Source organism: Virgibacillus sp. 7505 (assembly GCF_002272135.1).
Classification (GTDB): domain Bacteria; phylum Bacillota; class Bacilli; order Bacillales; family Amphibacillaceae; genus Terribacillus.
The window spans coordinates 127,610-151,651 of sequence record NZ_NPBF01000022.1 but is presented as its reverse complement, the minus strand read 5'-3'; the positions used below and the strand labels follow the sequence as shown (position 1 = coordinate 151,651).

The following is a 24,042-nucleotide window of genomic DNA, read 5'->3' as shown; positions in this document are numbered from 1 at the left end:
ATAATAAATAGTTGAATGTCATCAAATCATCTATTTCACTACATCACCTGTATTGACAATCTTGACGCTGACATTGTACTTCACTTCTGCTTTAGCAAAGTAATTATCCCAATCCTCTTTCATTTTCTGAAATTCTCTAGGATAAGCTATTCGGAAGCTTTCAGAAAAATTCACAACATCAGTCTTATAATCCTGTTGAAGTTTTTTTAGAGTTCCTTCCGATAACCTTTTGACTTCATCTGCTCCCAGCCGTTCCAGATCATTCACATAACTCTCCGTCAAATTGTGCGCTACTTTAGACCAATCTTCTGTTATCCATCCCTCTGCTTTAATTTGTACTAGGAAAGATAGGCTGCCATTCTGAAAATTTGGCTCCACCTTTGTTTTATAATTTTGTACTTCATAAACAATAGTATTTTTTTTCTCGTCCTCGAATTCCAGTAAACCAGCCTTTCCTTCCCCGGTCAGCCAGTTTACCCCCTCCACCTCTTCCTCTGTCAAAAAACCGGTAAGTTTTCTTTCTCTTCCTTTAATTACACCAGCTCCATCCACTTTAAGTATATTTTTTTGCTTATCGATATTTGGCAGCAAAAAGCTGGTTTGAGACGCGAGATTTGCAGCCATCTTCCCTAAACGTACTTCCGGGAGAATTTTCAGCGTGCTTGTTTTATTCTCGAAAATACTGCTGATGTAGCTGCCAGGTATCTCACCTTCTATATTTGTGTTTAACACGTCACTGGCTTGCTGCTTGCTAAGAACGACTGTAGGGCTCAAACGAGTGACATTATCACGTAGCATCTGGTCGAGTAGAATAGATAAATCATACTTGCTCGCTGCTTCTTCATTTATGATGATACATTCCAAATGATCCGTGTATACAGGATACGGAAGCTGAAGAGAAATATTACGTAAGATATCCTGGATCGATCTACCTTCAAGCATCACGTTTTGATACATCTTTCCCTGAGGCGCTGTTCCCTGTTCTCCTTTTTTCTTCGTGACGGCAATCTGCGTGGTATGTTTGATCGAATTCTGTTCATTTTCGCTGTTATCAACCCCAAGCCCGATTACAAACGACATGTCTTCAATATCTGAGCTGTCCCAGCAGCCGCAAAGGAATAACAGGGCTACTAAGCAAATGCAGACTTTACGAATCATTTTTTGCTTCACCGCCTCGCTTCAGCCCTCTTACAACTGCAATTATCAGAAGTAATGACGGCACAATAAACGAAAAAACAAAGCTTGTCCAGCCAATAATCGTCCCCATCTTTTCCAGTTGATTCAAATCCTGAGGAATCAAACAAATAAAATAAACTGCAGCCAACAGTATATAGTTAGCTTTTTTATACGATATACGCGTCAGTGTAGAAATACCCTTTGCCGCTACATACTGGCAGATTACATAGGTCGTGAACATCTGAATCAGCCAAACGACTAAAAACAGGGAATCAAAACGCTCAAAAAGAATGCCTTCGTATTCATATTCTTGAATGAGGGCGAAAGTAGGCCATTTCTGATGCTTCATTCTTTCAACTGACAGACCACCCGTGATGATGATTACTGATAACAAGTAAATAGATACGGGTATTGCTAATCCAATCAACGCAACCTTTTTTGCCTGTTTCGGTTTCTGCATCATGGCAATGAATACGAGCAAAAATTCCAATCCACTGAAAGTAAGGAATGTCGGAGTTATCCCTTTCAGTATCGGCACTGGACCAAGGCCGAATAACGGCCGCAAATTGTCTATCTCAAAAACTTTAAACCCAAGACAAAAAACTAATATGAAGACAATTAAGCAAATAGGTGTCAATAGCTCGATCAGCCTCGCTATCGGATTAATGCCGCCTACAAGTAAGTAAATTGCAATCCAGTACATGCTGATCAAAATGACACAGAGCGGTGTCTCTTCCAACAGATAAAACTGTGTCAGTTCACCCATGGAACGTATTTCAAAAGCACCGATCAAGAGTGCGTAGCCGATAAAACAAGTACTTATTATTGTCCCCAGCCACTTGCCGACAATGAGCTTATTGAATTCAAAAAAGGTAAGGCGTTCAAAACGAAGGCTTAAGGATATGATGATAAGACACGATAAATATCCGCATATACCGCCCAGCAGCACACACACCCATATATCAGGAGTCCCCACTTCCATTGCCAAATTCCTTGGAAGTGTAAAGATACCCGCAGCGATTAAAGTTGAAGAAAGCAGCGCAACCATTTGTATCGTCGTAATCCGTGTCGTTCCCATTTTCATATGCTGCAACTCCTAATATTTCTTCCTTCTGACCCGATCCTTCGGAAAATATTCAGTAGGGCGATTTCTCATGGTGAACAAAGGCATACGGAAAAAGAAGTCCTTCCAGTCGTCTTTACTATAAAGCGTACCCGGCGTAACAAATGGTACGCCAAAGCTCCGAAGCTTGACCGCATGGACACAAAGAGATAAAAAGAACAAACTGATTCCATATAAACCTAGAAAAGCAGCCGAAAACATAGCAAGGAATCGGAGTGCTCTTTGTGCAATCCCTGCTGCGTAGTGCGGGGAGACAAAGGAAGCTATGGCTGTGGCTGCAACGACAATGACCATAATCGGACTGACCAAACCTGCTTGTACCGCCGCTTCCCCAATGATCAAGGCGCCCACCAAACCGACAGTTTGTCCTACAGGCCGCGGAAGTCTAAGACCTGCTTCCCTTAACAATTCAATAGATATTTCCATCAAGAGCGCTTCAATGATCGTTGGAAAAGGAACACCCACTCTTGTTCCGGCTATTGCCAACGCCAAATCAGTAGGTATCAAGCCTTGATGAAACGAGACGAATGCAATATAAAAGGACGGCAGGAAAATACTAAGAAAGGCCGCTACATACCGCAGCATCCGAATGAGCGACATTGGAAGCCAGCGTTCGTAGTAATCCTCTGGCGACTGCATCATCGTGGAGAAGGTTGCCGGTACTATCAAAGCATAGGATGTACCATCAAGCAAGATGGCAACCCTCCCCTCCAAGATCGCCCCCATCACTCGATCCGGACGTTCTGTTGATTGTACTTGCGGAAAAATGGACAGGTAGTCATCCTCGATTAGCTGTTCAATATATCCTGATTCAGCTACATGATCAATATCCATATTTTGAATTCGATTATTTACGTTTTCTAACAACTCTTCATTGGCAATGTCTTTCACATACACAACGGTGAGCTGCCTTTTCGTCCGCTCCCCTACCTCAAAGTCTTTGAAGGTCAAGTTTGGGTCTGTCGTCATTCTGCGCAGCATAGCCGTATTGTCCCTAATATTTTCTATAAAGCTTAAACGCGGTCCCCTGACAAGTGCTTCAGTGATCGGTTCATTCAAACTTCTTGAAAGCCATTTTTTCACGCTAAGAACCAGAACTTCATCCAGCCCATCAACAAAAAGCAGTACAGACCCCGACAGAAGCTGTCGGACAAATTGATTGGAGTCATTCATCGCTTTCACATCACTGACCTCAATCGCATGATGCAGCAAATAATCCTTTATGCTTTCACTTTTAAATAGATTCAGTCCTGATTTAGACTGCTTGGCTTGCAGCAGCGGATGCATAATGGATTGCTGCAGCAACTGCTGATCAACCAATCCATCAATTAGGACGATAGCACAGCTGCGATTATCCTTTCCCAGTTTGAACTGGCGATAAATGATATCAGAGCTGTCACCGACAATTGCTTTCAGCTCTTTCAGATTGACGGATAATTTTGTAGACAGCGCAAAATTATCCGGCATGAAATGCTGCTCTGTACGTGTATATGGCTTTTTTCGTAGCTCTTTCAGCTTATTGCTTAGCAAGGTCAGCAAAATTGGAACCAAGACAACTATAATTGTTCCTAACCAAACATCTCTTTGAACAAGAAAATCCAGTATATTTCCCATTATGTGCACTCCTTGCTAAGTATGATGCCCCAGTGAAATACTGCTATACAATAACGTTTACAACATAAAAAAAGCTCTAAGTGCATTACACACTCGAGCTTCTTTGTACCTGTCATTCTTCTTGAGTCAAATCAGCGACAGTCACCTTCATCAATTCCTCAGTCGACAGATGGTGATCTTGACGTACAAGACGAACTGCTTGCATTCGAATTGCTTTTTCTATGATATTCCGCACAAACCGGGCGTTCGAAAAATCTGCTGTCCGTTTAGCTTTTTGCTGTACGATGATTTCTTTAAGCTTCCATTCTGCTTCTTTCGTCAGCTGGTACTCTTTTTCTGCTAGCATTCCTTTTGCGATATCCATAAGCTGTTCGGACTTATAATCAGGGAATTCGAGCTGAATAGGGAAGCGTGATCGCAAACCTGGATTCAAGCTCATGAAGTGACCCATTTCCCTTGGATAGCCCGCAAGGATAAGTATGAAGCGGTTGGAGGCATCCTCCATATGTTTTACAAGTGTATCAATCGCTTCTTTTCCGAAGTCTTTTTCTCCGCCGCGGGCCAGCGAATAGGCCTCGTCTATAAACAGGATCCCGCCCATGGCCCGCTGGACGAGCGCGCGCGTTTTCTGAGCAGTATGCCCGATATATTCCCCAACTAAATCCGCTCTTTCCGCCTCGATGAAATGACCTTTATCCAACACGTTCATGTCGTGGAAGACAGATGCAAGCTTACGGGCTACTGTTGTTTTCCCTGTACCGGGGTTGCCTTCAAACAGCATATGCAGCACTTGCTTTTCTTGTTTTAAGCCCGCTGCTTCCCGTTTTCCGCTGATATGGACATTTGCATAAATCTCTTTGATAGTTTTTTTGAGCTTTTCCATTCCAATGAAGGCGGAGAATTCTTGGTCGATATGACGGAATGGATCGATATCGCGCTTAACAGTTCCACTTTGCAGCTGCTCCGTCTCCTGCTGTCTGTTTTTGAGGACGATATTGATTTTCCCTTTTGCATTCGTAACTTGAGCTTCCACATGATCACCCCTCACTGCTGTAGTCTACGCTCAAGACAGGTAGGCCGTGACAAATGCCCAATGGTCTTTTTCTACTTTATTCACAAGCCGTACGCTTTACAACCACAAAACAAAACGAGCGCCATATGGCGCTCGCTTCGACTTAGCTCTGTTCTTTATAATCCAGCGATACATTCTTTACTGGGGAGAATGTGGAAATCGCATGTTTGAAGATTAATTGCTGTCTGCCTTCCGTTTCAAACAATACAGTGAAATTGTCAAAAGCCTTCACCGTACCTCGGATTTGAAAGCCATTCGTCAGGAAGACTGTGACTTGCATACGTTCTTTACGTAGCTGATTCAGATATTGGTCTTGGATATTAACAGATTGAGACATCTATTCCCCTCCTAATTTCTATACGGTTCCTATTTCTACCTTTATTCCAGCTTTCCTGCAAGTTCTTCTAAAATAATTCTAAATTTTTCATTTTTTGTTGCAGGTGTGATAGTATACCAGTCCACATCCATTTTGTTGCGGAACCATGTATACTGCCGTTTTGCATACCTGCGACTATTTTGCTTCAGCTGGGAAACCGTATCTTCCCATTCCATTTTCCCTTCCAGATAAGGAATAAACTCCTTATAGCCGATTGCCCGCATGGATTGGGAATCCCGGATTCCGCGTTCGACCAGGCCCTTCACTTCATCCAGCAAGCCTTCAGCAAGCATTTTATCAACCCGCAGATTGATTTGTTCATATAGAAGATCCCGGTCCATCTCCAACCCAATTATTGCAGCGTCATATCGAGCAGCCAGCTCGGTTTCTTCGTGATCACTCATTCTTTTGCCGGTACGGTGGAATATTTCCAGCGCACGTATGACGCGGCGGACATTATTCGGGTGGATGCGCTCCGCTTGCACTGGATCGACTGCCTGCAGCTGTTTGTGCAGGTGAAGCTGGCCGTGGGTTTGTGCTTCCTGCTCGAGCTGCTGCTGATAGCTGTCATCTCGTTTTGCTTCTGAAAAATCATAAGCATAAAGGGCTGCTTGTATGTATAAGCCGGTCCCGCCTGCGATGATAGGCAGTTTCCCTCGGCTTGCAATATCTTGAACACAGGCCTCTACATCAGCTTGAAAATCAGCAGCTGAATAATTTTCATCCGGATTTCGGATATCAATCAAGTGGTGCGGTATTCCTTGCTGTTCTTCTTTGGTTACTTTTGCCGTTCCAATATCCATGCTTCTGTATATCTGCATGGAATCGCCGCTGATCACCTCACCGCCAAATCTCTTGGCAATTTCGATACTCAGCTGTGTCTTGCCGACACCAGTAGGCCCGACAACGACGATTACTTTCTGCTTGTCCATGTCATTCTCCTTCTTTAACATGTCATTAGTTTAGCATAACACTGCAAAGAAAGATAAACGAAAAGCCGTGCGCGCCACGCACAGCTTATCGATCGGCATCAATAAGGTATTTCGACAAGCGGATCGCCTCGTATTCCAGCCTGCCAAGGATATCAATAAGCAAACCAACGGTCGCATCATCTTCCTGCCTTTTCGCAAGCGGTATACCGGTGATTTTGATCTCTTGTGCCAGCTGGCTGTAATCATGACGCATTGTCTTGACTACCTCATAGTCCTCATCATCTGCTTCGGCTTCCTTTATGGTTGCCTCCTGCAGGAATTTGCTCATGACCGCTATTGGCCGGCCGCCTATCGCAAGAACTCGTTTCCCTATGCTTTTCTTTATATCATCCAGCTGATCGTGCAAATCCTCGGTATATTGCTCCATTACATAGCCGTATGGACCTTTTGCATACCAATGGTATCGCTGCAGTTTTACGTGCAGTACATTCACATTGGCTATCTGCTGGTTAAGAAAGTCTACAAGATGCTGATTGTGCATGGCTAACGCCTCCTCTGGCTGTCAGCATGCCCAAAATCAGAACAATCTATTCCAAGTTTCCCTACCGACAATGCCATCTACTCCAAGTCCGTTGCTGCGCTGGAAATTGATGACGGCCTGCCTTGTATTTGGTCCGAATATCCCGTCTGCTGTTATACCTAACGCCCGCTGGATGCGGCGGACGTTTTCACCCCGTGAACCTGTCCGGATATAGCTTCCTGGGTATCGGGTACTTGCAGTTTGCTGCGAGCTGCTTGCTGTTGAACCGATATAGTTAAGCGGGTTCACGGCATTTGATTTTTCCACATTCCATCTTCCTCTGTGCAATTCAAAATGCAGATGCTGACCAGTGGAGTCACCTGTATTACCCATATAGCCGATGAATTGCCCTTGTCTGACAGTATCACCTGCACGAACTTGCCGAGACCCCGATCGCATGTGGGCATATACTGTTTCATACGTTTGACCATTCAGCTGATGCACAATGAAGACAACTTCACCATATGATGTTGATACATAGGACCGGCTGACAGTACCTGCTGCCGCTGCGACAATACGCACCGTCCCAGACTGAGCCCAGTCGACGCCATTATGGTCCGATCTTGCACCACGAAAACCGCTAGTCAGCCTTCCTGTGGTCGGTTGGATGAATAATGCCATACGAATACTCCTTCCTGTCAATTTTTAGGTTACAGGATAGTATAAGCGAGCTGTATGATTGACGGAGCGGTGAACACCTAGACAAGCAAAAAAGGCGCAGTTGCCTGCGCCTATTGTACTCGTTTGAAAAGCTTCTCCAGTTCATAGGAAGTAAAACGGATGATAATTGGCCGCCCATGCGGACAGGTGAACGGATCCTGTGATGTGCGGAGCTCTTCCAAGAGATGGAACATATCGTCATAATTCAGATGATGGTTCGCTTTGATCGATCGCTTGCAGGACATCATGATAGCTGCCTCTTCCCGCAGCTTTCGGATGTCTGCTTTACTTTCCTGCATCACTTGTTCGACGATTTCCCGAATGATCTCCTCTTCGAACCCTTTCGGGAACCATTGCGGATGGGAACGCACGATATATGTGTGACCCCCGAACGATTCGAAAAACAACCCGACTGCCTCAAGCTCTGTCTTGTGTTGTTCGACTATCAATGCTTCCTGCTGGGTAAAATCAAATGTAAGCGGAATGAGCAGCTCCTGCAGCTCCTTTTCCACTTCGCCGATTTTTTCCCGGTAATATTCATATTTAATACGTTCCTGCGCAGCATGCTGATCGATGAGGAAAAGACCCTCTTCATTTTCAGCAAGAATATACGTACCATGGTGCTGACCAATCGGATACATAGCCGGTACCGCATATTCCGGCTCACTTTCTTTCTCTGCTGGTACATACTCCTGTTCCTGCACTATATCAGGAGATGAATCATTGAATATCCCAGGTTCAGGATCTTGCTTCTGCTCCTCGATGATCGGAGGGACTGTTTCTTTCACTTTATCAAAGAACCATTGCTCTTGTTGTATTTCTGGTTCTTTAGCTGGTTTACTTTCAAAGAAAGTGAAGCTTTGCTGTTCACTTTTTTCTTGTATTTTCTTCTGTTTAGGTGCGACTGCTTCCGGAATGAGCCGCTGCTGTCGGAGCGCTTTTGAGACAAGCTGCTCAACAGCATCAAATAATTCCTTTTCTTTGCTGAAACGTACTTCCAGCTTAGCTGGATGCACATTGACGTCAACAAGAATGGGATCCATCTCGATAGAAATAACGGCGAGAGGGAATCTGCCGATAGGCAACAGCGTATGGTATGCCTGCATAACCGCTTTCGCCAAGACTGGATTTCGAATGTACCTGCCATTGACGATAAACGATACATACTGACGTGACGCACGATTTATTTCTGGTTTGGCAGCGAAAACTTCCAGCTTATAATCCAATGTTTCGTGTGATGCTCGGACCATTTTTTTTGCGACAGAATTACCATAAATCTGAGCAGCAATCTGCAGCATATCTCCTCGGCCAGATGACTGGAACATTGGTTTATCGTTATGGGTCAGTTCAAAACGAATCTCCGGATGAGCAAGTGCAAGCCGGTTGATTACTTCTGATACATGGCCAAGTTCGGTATGGATGGTTTTCATATACTTCAGGCGGGCCGGTGTATTGAAGAACAAATGCCGTACCGTCATTTCGGTTCCTTTACGCGCGTCGCATTTGCCTCTTTCTTTGATGGTACCACCCTCCATCACAAGCTTCACACCAGCATCCTCACCTGTGCTTGTCTTGATTTCAAGCTGGCTTACCGCTGCAATACTGGCCAATGCTTCCCCCCTAAACCCAAGTGTGCGGACATGGAACAAATCATGCTCATTCCGTATCTTACTTGTGGCGTGACGGAAAAATGCCCGTTCCACATCATCTGGCTCCATGCCATCTCCATTGTCAACAATATTGATCTCTGTGAGCCCTGCTTCCTGGACTGCCACCTTGATGACTGTACTTCCTGCATCGATACTGTTTTCTACCAGTTCCTTGACGACCGAAGCCGGTCGCTCGACCACTTCACCCGCTGCAATCTTATTTGCTAAATCATCCGGCATCAATTGAATCGCCATTTGGGAACCTCCTTACTTTTTTGTTGCCATTTGCTGCAATTTATATAATAGATTCATAGCTTCAAGCGGTGTCTGCTCCATCAGATTGATTGATGTGAGCTCCGCTATCACTTTATCGTTCTTATCGTCCTGTTTCGTTTTTTCCTTTTCAGGTTCAGGCTCTGAGAAGAATGATAGCTGGATATCCTCCTGCTCTTTCGCTGCCGGCTTGGAGACAGCTGGCTTTTCTCCCTGTCCTTCCAGTTCGTTGAGAATATGGGAAGCTCTCTGAATGAGACTGTCAGGCAGCTTAGCCAATTTCGCAACGTGAATGCCATAGCTTTCATCTGCCGCTCCTTCACGGATTTGATGGAGGAATACTACATTGCCATCATGTTCTTCTGCCCGTACGTGGACATTTCGGAGTTTATCCAGGTCCTCTTCAAGACTCGTAAGCTCATGATAATGGGTAGAGAATAATGTCTTGGCATGGATATTGTTATGAACATACTCAATGATGGCTTGCGCCAATGCCATTCCATCATATGTGCTAGTCCCTCTGCCGATTTCATCCAGCAGAATAAGACTCCTATCAGTGGCGTGCTCCAAGGCATGCCTCGACTCCAGCATCTCGACCATAAATGTACTCTGACCAGACACAAGATCATCTGCTGCACCGATACGAGTGAAAATTTGATCAAACAGCGGGAGATCAGCAGCTTCACATGGAACGAAGCAGCCGATTTGTGCCATGATGCTTGTCAATGCCACTTGGCGCATATAAGTACTTTTACCACTCATATTCGGGCCAGTGATCAGCAGGATATCAGATGAATTTCCCATCTGCACATCATTTGGTACGAACTGCCCTGTCTTCATTACTTTTTCAATGACCGGATGACGTCCTTCTGTAATTGCCACGGACCGATCACCATTGAATGTCGGACGAGCATATCGCTGCTTTTCACTCACTTCTGCGAAGCTTTGCAGCACATCCAGTTGACTGATTTGATCTGCAAGCAGCTGAAGAGCAGGGATGTACGTTTTGACATGATCCCGAATTTCCATGAACAAGTTATACTCTAGTTCCACGCTCTTTTCCTGCGCTTCCAGGATGAGTGCTTCTTTTTCCTTCAATTCCGGCGTGATGAAGCGTTCTGCGTTACTGAGCGTTTGTTTGCGCTCGTATTTCCCTTCAGGCAGCAGGTGCAAATTCGCCCGGGTCACTTCGATATAATAGCCGAATACTTTGTTATAGCCGACTTTAAGCGATTTGATGCCAGTTTCCTCACGCTCACGCTGTTCCAGCGCTGCAATCCATTGCTTTCCGTTTCTTGAAGCATCCCGGTACGTATCCAGCTGTTCATGGAAACCGTCCTTCAAGATACCGCCTTCCCGCACACCGATCGGTGCATCTTCGTGCAAGCTTTTCTCAAGATACTCGCTCAGCTCCGGCAATGGATTAAGCTCCCTGCCCATTTGCTGTACTTCTTCTTCCTCGAAGCCTGACAAGACCTGCTTCAATTCAGGCAGTTTCTCCAAAGTGCGTTTCAGCTGCAGAAGATCTCTGGCATTGACATTACCAAAAGCAACCCGGCCGGAAAGTCTCTCGATATCATAAACAGATTGTAAATGCTGTCGGATTGTATCACGCTCGAAGAAGTGATCGAGAAATGCTTGGACTAAATCCTGACGCTTGGTTATCGCTTCTTTCTGAAGCAGCGGCCGCTCCAGCCATTTCTTCAGCATCCGTGCTCCCATTGCTGTAACTGTGTCATCGAGCACCCATAAAAGGCTTCCGTGCTTGCCTTTCTTCAAAATCGTCTCTGTAAGCTCTAAATTGCGCTTTGAATACATATCCAGCGTCATGAAGTGTTTAAGCTCCATTACTTGAAGCGGCTTCAAATGATCCAAGCCCCGCTTCTGCGTGCGTTCCACATAGTTTAACAGCATACTGAAGCAATCTAGCAATCTTACATCGGTCACGTTTCCAGTAAGTTTTTCATGAGATGTGCTTGTACTGGCATTATCTTGATAGGATAATGTGACACCAAGGCGGACCTGCAGTGCTTCCTGCAGCTGTTGATCCAGCTCTTCGCTAATAACGATTTCTCGTACCGGCTGGTTGTAAAGCTCGCTTAAAAGACTATCAAAGCCGCCTTCAAGCAATGCTGCCCGATTTTCTCCCGTAGATAGGTCATGATAGACAAGACTGTATGTACGGTCACTGTTTTCGTGTACAGCCGCGAGGTAATTATTCTCCTTTTCATCCAGCATACCGTTTTCCATGACAGTACCCGGTGTGATCAGCTGGACTACTTCCCGTTTTACAACCCCTTTGGCTGTCTTCGGATCTTCCACTTGTTCACAGATGGCTACTTTATAGCCGCGCGAAACAAGTGTTCTTATATAATTATCAGCCGAGTGATACGGAACGCCGCACATCGGCACTTTCTCCTCAACACCTGCATTCTTGCTTGTTAAAGTGATTTCCAGTTCTTTTGTGGCTTTCAGCGCATCATCGAAGAACATCTCATAGAAATCCCCAAGCCGGAAGAAAAGGAATGCATCCTTATAATCGGCTTTTATTCTTAAATATTGCTGCATCATCGGTGTGTAACCTGCCATATTTCCTACTCCTCTGTTTCATTGCAATTAGTCCTATTATAACACAGGTATTTTCTCTGTTTCTTCTTGCAGTGTCATTCTGAATAAAACAAAAAACGAGAGCATCTGCTCTCGTTCAGTCTTCATCGTCATCCTTTTTATCCAAGAAGTCCGGATCTACATCTTTGAAATCATCTTCCGTCAGCTCGTAATCCCACTCTTCTTCTACATCCTCCACTAGACAGCCATCAGGATCTACTTTTACACAAAGCTTCGTTTCCCCGATAACTTCCACAAGGAATTCCTTCTCCACTTCGACGAAAATTTTCTGTCCGTGCTGTACGATCTTGCATTCCAGGCAGTTCGGCTGCTGAATTGCTTTCGCATAAACATCATAATCGTCGTCAAGGCAGTTCTCGTCTTTGATGCTTAATTTGACCAATTCCTTATACTCGACTTTCTCCGAAACAACGTGCGTTTTCGTATTATCATTGTACGAATACCAAACGTTGACATCATAGGAACCGACTACTTCCACCCCTTTATCGCCTTTCTTTTTTGCATGATAGCGGTGGTTGATGATCCAGCAGCCAAGGATGCTTGATGGTTTGTGTTCCGGTCGGATATGATCGATATTCTTGCTGAATTTACGTCCGCGGCCGATGACCGCTTTCGTAATGATCTCACGGTAATTCTGCTCTAGAAAACCCATCTTGCAAAAACCTCCTCTTTTTACATAGTCATGTTATGCAGGGTGTTCACCTATGGTGTCAGAAAAAATACAATCTCCCACCACAGCTGGACGCTCCTTCATTCTATGCAACTGCCTAAAAAGAGGTTATAGAATCTTGCCGACTGTCGGGCCCAAGTGGATTTTTAAAAAAAGAAACGGACTTATTTGTCCGTTTCTTCATCCTGAAAGACCGTCTGCTGGATATTTTGGGAAATGCTCTGCAGAATATGATTCGTGATAACCTGGGATTCTTTGAATTCCTGGACGACAGGTATGCTGTCGATCTTTGCTTGCAGATCATCAATTTCCTTTTCCATCTGCTGCTGGGCTTCCCGTTTGCCATAAGCCTGCAAATTGACAGCTTGCTTTTGCTTCATTTTAATTTGATTGATATATGTTTGCACCTTTTTGTTCTCATTAAGCTTCGATTCCAGCTGGTGGAAATGTTCAATCTCATCCAGATTGCCCATGTCTTCAGCCAACACTTCGGCTTGTTTGAGGATATCTTCGGTGGAATAACTCATTATATGTGTACCTCCGCTGTTGTTTCTGTTAATTCTCCATCGAGCGACCATGTTTTGGCTTGTTTTATCCGAACGGGGACGATCTTGCCGACCACCGACTTTGGTCCTCGGAAATTGACTAGCTTGTTTTTCTCGGTATAACCAGCCAGCACGTCGGGGTTCCGCTTGCTTTCCCCCTCGACTAGCACTTGCACGATCTTGCCTTCATAAGCACGCATCGACTTCGCTGCATGTTCGTCTATCACCCTATTTAATCGCTGCAGGCGCTCTCTTTTCACTTCCATAGGGACATTATCCTCCCATTTGGCAGAAGGTGTCCCTTCACGAGGAGAATAAATATACGTATATGCGGCCTCAAAACCGACTTCCTCTACAAGAGTTAATGTTTCCTGAAACTGCTCCTCGGTCTCATTCGGAAAACCGACAATGATATCTGTCGTAAGTGTAACATTCGGAATAGAACGTCTGATTTTCTTTACAAGAGTCAAGTACTCCTCCCTCGTATAGCGCCGGGCCATTAGCCGGAGTATGTCACTGCTCCCGGATTGAACAGGCAAATGTATGTGATCAAGAAGATTCCCGCCTTGGGCTAGTACCTCTATTAGTTTATCATCAAAGTCCCGTGGATGGGAAGTCGTGAAACGCACTCGCGGTATATCAATCTTCTTGATTTCATTCATAAGATTCCCAAGGCCAAAATCAAGATCAGGCAAATCTTTACCGTACGCGTTCACATTCTGACCCAGCAGTGTGATCTCCTGATATCCTTGAGCCGCCAGTTGTCGCACTTCCTGGATGATATCCTCTGGACGCCGGCTCCGCTCCTTACCGCGCGTGTATGGGACGATACAATATGTGCAGAACTTATCGCAGCCATACATGATATTGACCCATGCCTTAATCTTTCCTTTTCGTGCTTTTGGGAGGTTCTCGATGACATCGCCTTCTTTGGACCATACTTCCAAAACCATTTCCTTGCTGAATTGTGCTTCTTTCAAGAGCTGAGGAAGCCGGTGGATATTATGTGTCCCAAAAATCAAATCAATATGATGATGCTTATTCAAAATTCGGTTTACAACTGCTTCCTCCTGGGACATACATCCGCATACTCCGATAATCAAATCCGGCTTCTCCAGCTTCAATGGCTTCAGATGACCAATCTCACCGAACACTTTATTCTCAGCATTCTCTCGTATGGCACAAGTATTGAGAAGGATCACATCTGCCTCATTTGTTTCAGTTGTCGGAGAATATCCCATTTCCATGAACAGTCCAGCCATCACTTCGGTATCATGTTCATTCATTTGGCATCCGTACGTACGGATGAGGAACTTTTTTCCAAGACCTGCTTGCTGCATTTCTGGGGGAATCGTGAAATCATAATGGAACGTAACATCTTCTCTGCGCCGCTTCTTCGCCTGCTTCAAATTCGGCGGCTGATACGTCGTCTGGAAATACTTCGCGAAATCGTCTGTAGTCTTCTCATGCAGCGGCTTCTCAACTTGTTTGGACTGTTCTGCAGCTATCAAACTCACGGATTTACGCTGTTCTTCATTCACTTATTCCTGCTCCCCCATTCATTCTTGCGTTTGTCTCCAGTATACCAATGCATGATGCTGTGTCCAAGTATTGGAAATAAAAAAAGCCCCGCCTTTGGCGGGACTTATCGTGGTTCTACTATCAATTTGATGGCAGTCCGTTCTTCATTGTCGATCATTATATCCGTAAATGCCGGGATACAAACCAAATCAACACCACTCGGGGCAACAAAGCCTCTCGCAATGGCGACAGCTTTCACTGATTGATTGAGTGCTCCTGCTCCGATTGCCTGGATTTCCGCTGAGCCACGTTCTCTTAATACGTTCGCAAGTGCGCCTGCTACTGAGTTTGGATTGGATTTCGCTGAAACTTTTAGTATATCCAACACTGGTACCTCCTTCGTTTACTGGGCTACTTTCCTTTTTACTATATTTCTGCAAGATAGTAGATATGCCCATTTCGGGCGATGTCTGAAAAAAGTGATACGGCCTGTACTGGTTCATACTGTAAACAAAAGACCTAGTGAAGGAGCAGCAAAGATCAATCCATGTACGGGTGGTCATCATTGATCAGGATGCGTTTGATGGAAGAAGCCTTCCCCGTTTGCGGATCCAGATCGATTACTACTCCATTTAATTGTGATTTACCCTTTTTTGGTACTTCAAAACGTACCGGGAGACCTGTAAGGAATCTTTTAATGACTGCTTCCCGCTCCATCCCGAGGATCGCTTCATATGGCCCTGTCATTCCGGCGTCGGAAATATATGCCGTCCCAGACGGTAATATCCGTTCATCAGCTGTCTGCGTATGTGTGTGGGTACCAACAACAGCACTGACACGTCCATCGACATACCATCCAAAAGCTTGCTTCTCACTGGTTGCTTCTCCGTGGAAGTCGACGAAAATCAAATTCGTCCGTTTACGTGCCTCTTCAATGAGGCGATCAGCTTCACGGAATGGATCATCTGCAGGCATCATGAACGTTCTTGCCAGCAAATTGATGATAGCTACTTCATGCTGATTCACCTTCACATAAATAATCCCTTTACCAGGTGTACCTGGCGGTAAATTTGATGGACGGACAAGGTACTTTGCATCATCGATGAATTCAAATATATCCCGCTTATCCCATGTATGGTTACCCATGGTGATCGCTTGTGCTCCCCATTCAAGGAACTGCTTATAAATCTGCTCATTGATACCTTTACCGTCAGCGCTATTTTCTCCATTTATAATGGTAAGCTGCGGCTGAAAACGCTGCTTCAAGCGCGGTAAATATTCTTGAACCATCTGACGTCCCGGCTCGCCGACAACATCTCCGATAAATAATAACTTCATAATCAAATCCCTTTCTGCATCTCAACTTGTAATAGATATAGTTTAACACTAAAAAAAGCGGCACAGGGCCGCTTTCTTATTTTGCATATTCAACTGCGCGTGTTTCCCGGATAACCGTGACTTTAATATGTCCTGGATAATCCAACTCGCTTTCAATACGTTTCCGGATATCCCGTGCGACTTTGATGGATTCCAAGTCGTTGATTTCATCCGGTTTAACCATGATACGAATCTCACGTCCAGCCTGAATTGCGAAGGATTTCTCCACACCCTGGAAGGATTCTGAAATCTCCTCCAGTTTCTCCAGACGCTTGATGTAGTTCTCCAGTGTCTCGCTTCTCGCTCCCGGACGGGCTGCGGAAAGGGCATCTGCTGCAGCAACAAGCACTGCAATAATCGATGTTGCTTCCTCATCCCCGTGGTGGGAAGCGATGCTGTTGATGACCACCGGATGCTCTTTGTATTTGATTGCGAGTTCTTTCCCGATTTCAACGTGGCTGCCTTCGACTTCGTGGTCGATTGCTTTACCGATATCATGCAGTAAACCTGCACGTCTTGCCAAGGTAACGTCCTCGCCAAGCTCAGCTGCCAGCAATCCTGCTAGGTAAGCGACTTCTGTCGAGTGCTTCAATACGTTCTGGCCGTAACTTGTGCGATACTTCAATCTTCCGAGTATCTTAACAAGATCCGGATGCAAACCGTGTACACCAACTTCGAAGGTCGTCTCCTCACCTATCTCGCGAATATACTCATCCACTTCGCGTCTGGATTTCTCCACCATTTCCTCGATACGAGCTGGGTGGATACGTCCATCCTGGACAAGTTTCTCGAGTGCGATTCGTGCGATCTCACGACGGACAGGATCAAAACCGGACAGGATGACCGCTTCAGGTGTATCATCAATGATCAGATCAATTCCTGTAAGCGTTTCTAACGTACGAATGTTACGGCCTTCCCGTCCGATAATGCGTCCTTTCATCTCGTCATTCGGCAAGTTCACGACTGATACAGTCGTTTCCGCAACGTGATCGGCTGCGCAGCGCTGAAGTGCAAGGGAAAGAATGCTCTTCGCTTTCTTATCGGCCTCATCCTTGGCACGATGTTCCGCATCTTTGATCATGACAGCTGCATCGAAGGCAACTTCCTTCTCGACTTTATCCAGCACGATTTGACGTGCTTCATCAGACGTATAGCCGGAAATCCGCTCCAATTCGAGCTGCTGTTCTTTCACCAAGACTTCCACTTTGCTTTCCAATTCTTCAATTTGTTGTTGTTTTTCAGCTAATAATTGTTCCTTTTTCTCTAACGTAACTTCACGCTTATCAAGCGTATCGCTTTTACGGTCCAGATTCTCTTCTTTCTGCATCAGACGGTTTTCCTGCTTCTGCAGTTCAAGACGACGCTCACGTAATTCCTGCTCCGTCTGCTGACGCAGCTGGAAGTTCTCATCCTTCGCTTCGAGAAGTGCTTCCTTCTTAGACGTTTCCGCATTGCGATGGCCTTCTTCTACTATTTGCTTCGCCAATTCCTCCGCACTGGAGATCTTTTTCTCAGCAATAGATTTGCGAACAAGATAACCAACAACACCACCGACGATTAGAGCAAGCAAAATGGAGATGATTAGGTAAAATAGTTCCATGATTTCACCTCCCCTGCTATGAAATTGTACAAACATGTCTGTCGGCATGCACAATGTTTTTCATAAAAAAACTATGGTAACCTTTGAGAAGTATAATAAAAAAGAGAATTATACAAATCAATTTTAATCCTGTGTTCGCATGTTGTCAAGAAAACATGGAAAGTACTAGCAGATTATCCTATATAAAAAGCCTTCGGCTGTAACCGAAGGCTCTTTCTTACATATCCAATGATTCCTGTTCTTCTGACAGCGCCTCTTCCGGCAGCTTCTTATCTGCATCTAAGTTATAGTGGTCGCGTACAGTCATCTGAATTGTCGTAGCAATTTCCGGGTTCTCTTTCAGGAACTGCTTCGCATTTTCACGTCCTTGGCCAAGACGCTCCTCATTATAGGAGTACCACGCTCCGCTTTTCTGAACAATATCCAAGTCGCTTGCGATATCGATGAGTTCCCCTTCTCTGGAAATCCCTTCTCCGTACATAATATCTACTTCCGCTTGTTTGAACGGCGGAGCTACTTTATTTTTCACTACTTTAATTCTCGTTTTGTTACCGACCATGTCATTGCCTTGCTTTAGAGTCTCAGCACGGCGTACTTCCAAACGGACAGAGGAATAGAATTTAAGTGCGCGTCCACCAGGTGTTGTTTCCGGGTTACCGAACATTACGCCGACTTTCTCACGAATCTGGTTGATGAAGATAGCAGTCGTTTTGGACTTGTTGATTGCTCCGGACAATTTACGAAGCGCCTGAGACATCAAACGAGCCTGCAAACCAACGTGAGCATCTCCCATTTCCCCTTCGATCTCCGCTTTCGGTACAAGGGCTGCTACTGAGTCGACAACGACGATGTCAACCGCTCCGCTTCGTACAAGCGCCTCGGCGATTTCCAATGCTTGTTCTCCTGTATCTGGCTGAGAAAGCAAAAGCTCGTCGATATTGACTCCTAGCTTCTGTGCATAAACTGGATCAAGCGCATGCTCTGCATCGATGAAAGCTGCTTGTCCGCCATTGCGCTGTGCTTCTGCAATTGCATGCAGGGCAACAGTTGTTTTACCAGAGGATTCAGGTCCATAAATCTCGATAACACGGCCTTTAGGATATCCGCCTACACCAAGTGCGATATCAAGGGCAAGAGAGCCGCTGGAAACAGTAGAAACCTTCTGTTCTGCTCTTTCGCCTAGTTTCATAATGGAACCTTTCCCGAATTGTTTCTCTATTTGTCTCAAAGCCATATCAAGGGCTTGTTTACGTTCACTCAAATGTATTTCCTCCTTTGGATTATCTATATCTATTCTAACTTGTTTTTTGAGATATAACAAGCAAAAAGCGAATAAATGTTCCCTTTTTTTATTTCTCCCGAACACACCAATAAAGACAATTCATTCAGGTAAAAAGAACATTTATCCGCTTCAAACAAGTGTCAAATCACGATTTTAAATAATGGAACAGCATATCGAAGCCTTTCTTCACCGCTTGCGCCCGTACACCTTGACGCGAGCTCCGAATGGAGAGCTCCGTAGTACGTGTCTGTTTGCCTTTTTCATGAAGGCTGATATAGACAGTTCCAGGCTCCTTGCCTTCGGAACTATCCGGGCCGGCAACACCAGTGAAACTGATACCGATATCGGCTCCCGTAAGGCGCACTGCATTTTCGGCCATTTCTATGGCACATTGCTCACTTACAGTGCCTTCCTTCTGAATCGTTTCCTCCTTCACGCCAAGCACGTGCTGTTTCATGCTAGGTGCATACGTGACAAAGCTGCCAAGGAAGACCTCGGAAGCGCCGCTCAAGGAAACGAGGGCATCCGCGAACAGTCCGCCTGTCAGGCTTTCTGCACTGGCCAATGTAAACTGCCGTTTCTTCAGCAGCTCGAACACTTGCTGCTGAACAGATGTTTCATCGTAGCCGTAAAAGTATTGACCGACGCGCTCCATCACTTCTTTTTCAATGACATCGATCAAACGGTCAGCTTCTTCCTTCGTTCCTGCACGGGCTGTAAGCCGCACAGCAACTTCCCCTTCAGAGGCATACGTTGCAATCGTTGGATTTTCCTGTACTTGGATCAAATCAAGCAAGTCCGTTTCAAGCTGTGATTCCCCAATTCCGATGAAATGAAGCAAGCGGGACTGCAACACAGATTGAAGCTGATATTTCTCACGAACATAAGGCATAACATGATCAGACATGATCTGCTTCATTTCACGAGGAACACCTGGCATAAACGCCCATACCACTCCATCATGCTCTACAAGCATGCCTGGCGCCATACCGACTGTATTTTCCAGTACTTTTGCACCTTCAAACACACGGGCTTGCTTATGGTTGTTCGGAGACATCGTACGGCCTCGTTTAACAAAGAACTCTTTGATACGATCCATGGAAACTTTGTCTTCATGCATCTCTAGGCCGGATATGAGCTGAAAGGCTTCCCTTGTCAGATCATCCTCTGTCGGGCCGAGTCCGCCAGTTACGAGCACCAGGTCTGCATCACGCTGCGCTTTTGCGAAGGACGATTGCACACGAGCAAGATTATCGCCTACCACGTGATGATAAAATACGTTGATTCCGTTATCAGCCAGTAGCTTGGAAATCCATTGTGCATTCGTATTGTTGATTTGACCTATGAGAATCTCTGTTCCTACAGCTATCACTTCTGCATTGATTTGCTTCATTTTATTTCGACTCCTTCATGACACTCCAGTTTCTAACAAAGTAGTCGACTCCGGACACGACCGTCAGAATCAGTGCAAGATACAGGCAAATCGTAGCAAACGGAAAACCGAGATATGAAAACGGCCAATTATGCAGCAGCAATGCGCTGATAGCAACAATTTGAACCGCCGTTTTCTGCTTACCCATTTTACCTGCTGCCATTACAAGACCTTCACCTGCGGCAACAAGACGCAATCCTGTAACAGCAAATTCACGGCTGATGATGACGATTGTGATCCAAGCCGGCGCTAAGTCTAATTGTACCAGTAAAATGAGCGCAGCTGAAACAAGTAGCTTATCTGCTAGTGGATCAAGGAATTTCCCAAGATTAGTTACCAGATTATATTTGCGGGCATAGTAACCATCCACCCAGTCCGTACATGATGCAATGATGAATAAAATCGCCCCAGCCAAATGGTTCACTGGGAGTGTTGTGTCACCAATATCGATTGTTCCCCAATCAAATGGGACTGCCAGCAGGATAATGAAAATCGGGATCAGGAAAATTCGGGATAAAGTAATTTTATTAGGTATATTCATGTCTGCCTCCTATGTATGTACAGATAAACATAAGTTAAACCCTTTCCATAAACGTAAAGGGTTTAACTTTTATCATTATTTCTTGATATTTACCGTAATGGTCTGAACATCATTATCAATCGGGAAAGTCAGTTCCTGGCCATTGATCTCCAGTTTTGTTGCTCTGGCAAAACCAGTTCTGATGGAAACTGTCTCTAAATCACTTATGTCCTGCTCAACCGGTTCACTTCCGGAAGCGATGGTGCCAGTGTAAACATTGCCGGCGTTATTGCCATCGCCGACTTGCAGCCACGCATCTCCATCTTCTGCAGAAAGTTTCAATGTTACTTCATCACCGGCATTTTCCAGTGTATAAGTTGTAACAGGGTTACTGGCAGTACCTTCTTCGTCCACAGAAAGTTTTGGTTCTGCCTGCTCCTCTTCCTGCTGTGCTTGCTCTTCTTCAGCAGCATCATTTGCTTGCTCCTCAGAGTCAGCATCGGATTCCTGCTCAGCAGACTGATCACTCTCAGGTGACGTTACCTGATCTTCATTCTGCTGCTGGTTAGCGGAATTATTATCATTATTATCGTTAGATCCGCCTGCATAAATGAAGACGACAACAATAATAGCTGCCAAAACAATCAATCCGATGATGATGGAAGATAAGTACGGAATGCCTTTGCGTTCCTTGCGGGGAGGCCTGTCATTTTCCCGAACGCGGCTGCGTTCCTGGCGGGAAGGTGCCTCACTCTCTTCCTGAACCGGAGCAGCTGCTGTTGCTTCCTGCTGCTGTTGTTTCGGTTCGAGCACTTCATCTGGATTAAGTCCTACTGTCTGCGCGTATTCCTTAATGAAAGCACGTGTGTAGAATTCACCTGGCATGACGCTGTGGTTATTCTCTTCAATCGCTTTCAAATAACGCTTTTGAATTTTGGTGCGCTGTTGTACGTCTTCCAAAGTCATTCCTTTGGACTCTCTTGCCTCCCGGAGCTTTGCACCAATGTCCATTAATACCACCATCCATCTTTAAAATTGCTTAAATCTGTCTGAATTCCGGCTCATAAATGATTTTTTCATCATCGTGATTCCGAAGTTCAATAATATAATCGAAATCATCCAATGTAAACTCCGTATCCCGGACGAATATATCTGGATGTTCGATTACCTTGGCTACAGGGAGCCGCATCACTTCGCGTACAAGCTCCCAATGACGCTCACTCGCGCGGCTTGTCGAAACAATTCCGTCGATGATAAAGAGGTTGTCCTCATTGTATTCATCCTGCAGCAGCTGGTTCCTGGCAGTTTGCTTCAGTAGGGTGCTGGAGACGAATAGCCAGCGTTTATTGGCACTGACACTGGCAGCGACAATCGATTCCGTTTTCCCGACACGAGGCATCCCACGTATTCCTATTACCTTAGAGCCTTCCTGTTTAAACAATTCTGCCATGAAATCGACCAGAAGTCCGATTTCACTCCGGACAAAACGGAATGTCTTCTTATCATCCACATCCCTATGTATATACCTTCCGTGCCTGACAGCAAGCCGATCTCGAAGCTTCGGCTCCCTGGACTTTGTGATATGTACATGTTCCATCGTCCGCAGAATGGAATGGAGACGAATGATCTGTAATTCCTTTTCTGCCGAAAGCAGCATGCCACGCCGTTGGTTCTCCACCCCATTGATCGTCTTGATGTTGATGGATAACATACCGAGCAAAGAGGAGATATCCCCTAATAATCCCGGCCGGTTATGCTGGATTTCATATTCCAAGTACCATTCCAATGTTTCCATAGAAAAGCTCCTTTACAGGAAAATAGCGTCATATATTACGAAAACCTATTATTACTATAAAGGAAAACAGTAGATTAGAAAAGCCATAACAAACTTATTGGAAGCTACAAAGAAAACCTGCTTCTTAGAAAGAAGCAGGCTTCAATGAAGTTGGCCGCTTATTCAGCGTGTGTGGCCATTGTCTTGGACAAGCTTTACCATAATGTTGGCGATTGCTTGCTTCTCATCCTGGGATGCGACAGTCCAAAGGTCACGAAGAATTTTTTCTTCTGTGTTCTTTGCGTCTACTTTCGTCGCAAGATAATCCCCGATTTCATATGCAATGCCAGAGACAGTATCGTTCTCCATCCCTTTGCTTTGCGCCTGATGTAGGCGATCACCTAGGAAGTCTTTCCAAGAATCAAAATTATCAAGAACAGACATGGTGTATTCCTCCTTCATTAGCTTGCATCTTAGCTTTTGACAGAAGGGGATAACTTATACAAAGAATATGACTTAATTTCACCAGCCGCCGTTTACTTGAAGGGCGTGTCCGTTCACATAGGAAGAATTATCACTCAGCAGATAACTGACAGCATCCGCTACTTCGCTAACTTGCCCGAAACGGTCCAATGGAATATCTCCTGTCAGCTGCATCTTTTCTTCCTGAGATAGATGGCTGTTCATCCCAGTTTCGATTGCTCCCGGTGTTACAGCATTAACTCGTACACCGCTTGTACCGGCCTCTTTCGCCAAACCTTTGACAAAACCGATTTGAGCAGCTTTGACACTGGAATATGCGACTTCAAAGCTCGCCCCTCTTTCTCCCCAGATAGAAGAAACAATGACGATTTCCCCTTTTCTGCGTGCAAGCATCGGCGGCAGAATATGCTGACATATCCTCCATGGCGCTTTTACATGCACTGCAAGCAAGTCATCCATCTCTTTGTTCGTCATATCCTGGAACATGCCATAATGGGCCATACCACCAGCATAAACGAACTGATCGATCGGAAAAGACAGAAAACGGAGAAGCTTCGTCAAATCAGCTTCTTCTGTCAAATCAGCTTTGACTGTACCAAGCACACTTTCCGATATATCATGGCAAAGTGCTTCCATCGCTTGTTCATTTTTATTGTAATGAAGCAATAGCTGATGCCCTTCACTGGCAAGCTGACGGGCGCAAGCAGAGCCGATAGCTCCGCTTGCGCCCGTAATGAAAATAACCTTGCCCATGC

Annotated in this window: 23 protein-coding genes and 1 pseudogene; all 24 read right to left on the bottom strand. The window is 45.2% G+C overall.

Going from position 1 to position 24,042, the window contains the following annotated elements; genetic code table 11:
- Positions 1-30: 30 nt before the first annotated feature.
- The gene (locus CHH91_RS09440) at positions 31-1,158 is read right to left on the bottom strand and encodes a Ger(x)C family spore germination protein (protein WP_095223194.1); all 1,128 of its coding nucleotides are present in this window, start codon (positions 1,156-1,158) and stop codon (positions 31-33) included.
- The gene (locus CHH91_RS09435; RefSeq protein ID WP_095223193.1) at positions 1,148-2,260 is read right to left on the bottom strand and encodes a GerAB/ArcD/ProY family transporter; all 1,113 of its coding nucleotides are present in this window, start codon (positions 2,258-2,260) and stop codon (positions 1,148-1,150) included. The genes CHH91_RS09440 and CHH91_RS09435 overlap by 11 nt, the downstream gene beginning before the upstream one ends.
- Before the next feature lie 12 nt (positions 2,261-2,272).
- Positions 2,273-3,835 carry a spore germination protein gene (locus CHH91_RS09430; RefSeq protein WP_483372393.1) on the bottom strand — a complete coding sequence of 521 codons (1,563 nt, stop codon included), beginning with the start codon at positions 3,833-3,835 and terminating at the stop codon, positions 2,273-2,275.
- A gap of 190 nt (positions 3,836-4,025) precedes the next feature.
- On the bottom strand, positions 4,026-4,946 hold the full coding sequence (locus CHH91_RS09425; protein ID WP_141234149.1) for an AAA family ATPase: 921 nt from the start codon (positions 4,944-4,946) through the stop codon (positions 4,026-4,028).
- A gap of 142 nt (positions 4,947-5,088) precedes the next feature.
- The gene (gene hfq, locus CHH91_RS09420; protein WP_038560416.1) at positions 5,089-5,322 is read right to left on the bottom strand and encodes an RNA chaperone Hfq; all 234 of its coding nucleotides are present in this window, start codon (positions 5,320-5,322) and stop codon (positions 5,089-5,091) included.
- Positions 5,323-5,363: 41 nt separating this feature from the next.
- On the bottom strand, positions 5,364-6,314 hold the full coding sequence (miaA, locus tag CHH91_RS09415) for a tRNA (adenosine(37)-N6)-dimethylallyltransferase MiaA (RefSeq protein WP_286160735.1): 951 nt from the start codon (positions 6,312-6,314) through the stop codon (positions 5,364-5,366).
- A gap of 64 nt (positions 6,315-6,378) precedes the next feature.
- A complete protein-coding gene (locus CHH91_RS09410; protein WP_095223191.1) occupies positions 6,379-6,834 on the bottom strand; it encodes a Dps family protein in 456 nt (151 codons plus the stop codon).
- 36 nt (positions 6,835-6,870) lie between these two features.
- Positions 6,871-7,122, bottom strand: coding sequence for a peptidoglycan-binding domain-containing protein (locus tag CHH91_RS21240; RefSeq protein ID WP_286160737.1), 252 nt, complete (start codon positions 7,120-7,122; stop codon positions 6,871-6,873).
- Positions 7,099-7,494: pseudogene (locus CHH91_RS21235) on the bottom strand (M23 family metallopeptidase); the annotation flags it as partial. The gene CHH91_RS21240 and the pseudogene CHH91_RS21235, both read right to left, overlap by 24 nt.
- 110 nt (positions 7,495-7,604) lie before the next feature.
- A complete protein-coding gene (gene mutL / locus CHH91_RS09400) occupies positions 7,605-9,437 on the bottom strand; it encodes a DNA mismatch repair endonuclease MutL (protein WP_095223190.1) in 1,833 nt (610 codons plus the stop codon).
- Between the two features lie 12 nt (positions 9,438-9,449).
- Positions 9,450-12,044 (bottom strand): DNA mismatch repair protein MutS, encoded by a 2,595-nt coding sequence (gene mutS / locus CHH91_RS09395; protein ID WP_095223189.1) that lies wholly within the window; start codon positions 12,042-12,044, stop codon positions 9,450-9,452.
- 115 nt (positions 12,045-12,159) lie between these two features.
- Positions 12,160-12,735, bottom strand: coding sequence for an outer spore coat protein CotE (gene cotE, locus CHH91_RS09390; RefSeq protein ID WP_095223188.1), 576 nt, complete (start codon positions 12,733-12,735; stop codon positions 12,160-12,162).
- Between the two features lie 182 nt (positions 12,736-12,917).
- The gene (locus CHH91_RS09385; protein WP_095223187.1) at positions 12,918-13,280 is read right to left on the bottom strand and encodes a YlbF/YmcA family competence regulator; all 363 of its coding nucleotides are present in this window, start codon (positions 13,278-13,280) and stop codon (positions 12,918-12,920) included.
- Positions 13,280-14,839: a tRNA (N6-isopentenyl adenosine(37)-C2)-methylthiotransferase MiaB gene (gene miaB / locus CHH91_RS09380; RefSeq protein WP_095223186.1), complete on the bottom strand. Its 1,560-nt coding sequence runs from the start codon at positions 14,837-14,839 to the stop codon at positions 13,280-13,282. The genes CHH91_RS09385 and miaB overlap by 1 nt, the downstream gene beginning before the upstream one ends.
- 104 nt (positions 14,840-14,943) lie before the next feature.
- On the bottom strand, positions 14,944-15,204 hold the full coding sequence (locus CHH91_RS09375) for a stage V sporulation protein S (RefSeq protein ID WP_093726526.1): 261 nt from the start codon (positions 15,202-15,204) through the stop codon (positions 14,944-14,946).
- Between the two features lie 155 nt (positions 15,205-15,359).
- Positions 15,360-16,157 (bottom strand): TIGR00282 family metallophosphoesterase, encoded by a 798-nt coding sequence (locus CHH91_RS09370; RefSeq protein WP_095223185.1) that lies wholly within the window; start codon positions 16,155-16,157, stop codon positions 15,360-15,362.
- Between the two features lie 76 nt (positions 16,158-16,233).
- Positions 16,234-17,796 (bottom strand): ribonuclease Y, encoded by a 1,563-nt coding sequence (rny, locus tag CHH91_RS09365; protein WP_095223184.1) that lies wholly within the window; start codon positions 17,794-17,796, stop codon positions 16,234-16,236.
- Between the two features lie 217 nt (positions 17,797-18,013).
- The gene (gene recA, locus CHH91_RS09360) at positions 18,014-19,057 is read right to left on the bottom strand and encodes a recombinase RecA (RefSeq protein ID WP_095223183.1); all 1,044 of its coding nucleotides are present in this window, start codon (positions 19,055-19,057) and stop codon (positions 18,014-18,016) included.
- Positions 19,058-19,223: 166 nt separating this feature from the next.
- Complete coding sequence (locus CHH91_RS09355; protein WP_095223182.1) at positions 19,224-20,471, bottom strand: competence/damage-inducible protein A; 1,248 nt, start codon at positions 20,469-20,471, stop codon at positions 19,224-19,226.
- Between the two features lies 1 nt (position 20,472).
- Positions 20,473-21,051 (bottom strand): CDP-diacylglycerol--glycerol-3-phosphate 3-phosphatidyltransferase, encoded by a 579-nt coding sequence (gene pgsA, locus CHH91_RS09350; protein WP_095223181.1) that lies wholly within the window; start codon positions 21,049-21,051, stop codon positions 20,473-20,475.
- Between the two features lie 75 nt (positions 21,052-21,126).
- Positions 21,127-22,041, bottom strand: coding sequence for a helix-turn-helix domain-containing protein (locus CHH91_RS09345; protein WP_176465740.1), 915 nt, complete (start codon positions 22,039-22,041; stop codon positions 21,127-21,129).
- Between the two features lie 28 nt (positions 22,042-22,069).
- Positions 22,070-22,825, bottom strand: coding sequence for a DUF3388 domain-containing protein (locus tag CHH91_RS09340; RefSeq protein ID WP_095223179.1), 756 nt, complete (start codon positions 22,823-22,825; stop codon positions 22,070-22,072).
- Positions 22,826-22,987: 162 nt separating this feature from the next.
- Entirely contained in the window at positions 22,988-23,248 is a 261-nt protein-coding gene (locus tag CHH91_RS09335) for a DUF3243 domain-containing protein (protein WP_095223178.1), read from the bottom strand.
- A gap of 78 nt (positions 23,249-23,326) precedes the next feature.
- Complete coding sequence (gene ymfI / locus CHH91_RS09330) at positions 23,327-24,040, bottom strand: elongation factor P 5-aminopentanone reductase (RefSeq protein ID WP_095223177.1); 714 nt, start codon at positions 24,038-24,040, stop codon at positions 23,327-23,329.
- Positions 24,041-24,042 lie beyond the last annotated feature (2 nt).

Bases quoted from the DNA above. Each gene is read 5' to 3' on its own strand.
- CHH91_RS09410 (WP_095223191.1), bottom strand. From the start codon at position 6,834: ATGCACAATCAGCATCTTGTAGACTTTCTTAACCAGCAGATAGCCAAT.
- CHH91_RS09345 (WP_176465740.1), bottom strand. From the start codon at position 22,041: ATGGACATTGGTGCAAAGCTCCGGGAGGCAAGAGAGTCCAAAGGAATG.
- CHH91_RS09335 (WP_095223178.1), bottom strand. From the start codon at position 23,248: ATGTCTGTTCTTGATAATTTTGATTCTTGGAAAGACTTCCTAGGTGAT.
- CHH91_RS09435 (WP_095223193.1), bottom strand. From the start codon at position 2,260: ATGAAAATGGGAACGACACGGATTACGACGATACAAATGGTTGCGCTG.
- miaA (WP_286160735.1), bottom strand. From the start codon at position 6,314: ATGTTAAAGAAGGAGAATGACATGGACAAGCAGAAAGTAATCGTCGTT.
- CHH91_RS09355 (WP_095223182.1), bottom strand. From the start codon at position 20,471: ATGAAGCAAATCAATGCAGAAGTGATAGCTGTAGGAACAGAGATTCTC.
- CHH91_RS09370 (WP_095223185.1), bottom strand. From the start codon at position 16,157: ATGAAGTTATTATTTATCGGAGATGTTGTCGGCGAGCCGGGACGTCAG.
- rny (WP_095223184.1), bottom strand. From the start codon at position 17,796: ATGGAACTATTTTACCTAATCATCTCCATTTTGCTTGCTCTAATCGTC.
- ymfI (WP_095223177.1), bottom strand. From the start codon at position 24,040: ATGGGCAAGGTTATTTTCATTACGGGCGCAAGCGGAGCTATCGGCTCT.
- hfq (WP_038560416.1), bottom strand. From the start codon at position 5,322: ATGTCTCAATCTGTTAATATCCAAGACCAATATCTGAATCAGCTACGT.
- cotE (WP_095223188.1), bottom strand. From the start codon at position 12,735: ATGGGTTTTCTAGAGCAGAATTACCGTGAGATCATTACGAAAGCGGTC.
- pgsA (WP_095223181.1), bottom strand. From the start codon at position 21,051: ATGAATATACCTAATAAAATTACTTTATCCCGAATTTTCCTGATCCCG.
- CHH91_RS09340 (WP_095223179.1), bottom strand. From the start codon at position 22,825: ATGGAAACATTGGAATGGTACTTGGAATATGAAATCCAGCATAACCGG.
- CHH91_RS09440 (WP_095223194.1), bottom strand. From the start codon at position 1,158: ATGATTCGTAAAGTCTGCATTTGCTTAGTAGCCCTGTTATTCCTTTGC.
- CHH91_RS09385 (WP_095223187.1), bottom strand. From the start codon at position 13,280: ATGAGTTATTCCACCGAAGATATCCTCAAACAAGCCGAAGTGTTGGCT.
- mutS (WP_095223189.1), bottom strand. From the start codon at position 12,044: ATGGCAGGTTACACACCGATGATGCAGCAATATTTAAGAATAAAAGCC.
- mutL (WP_095223190.1), bottom strand. From the start codon at position 9,437: ATGGCGATTCAATTGATGCCGGATGATTTAGCAAATAAGATTGCAGCG.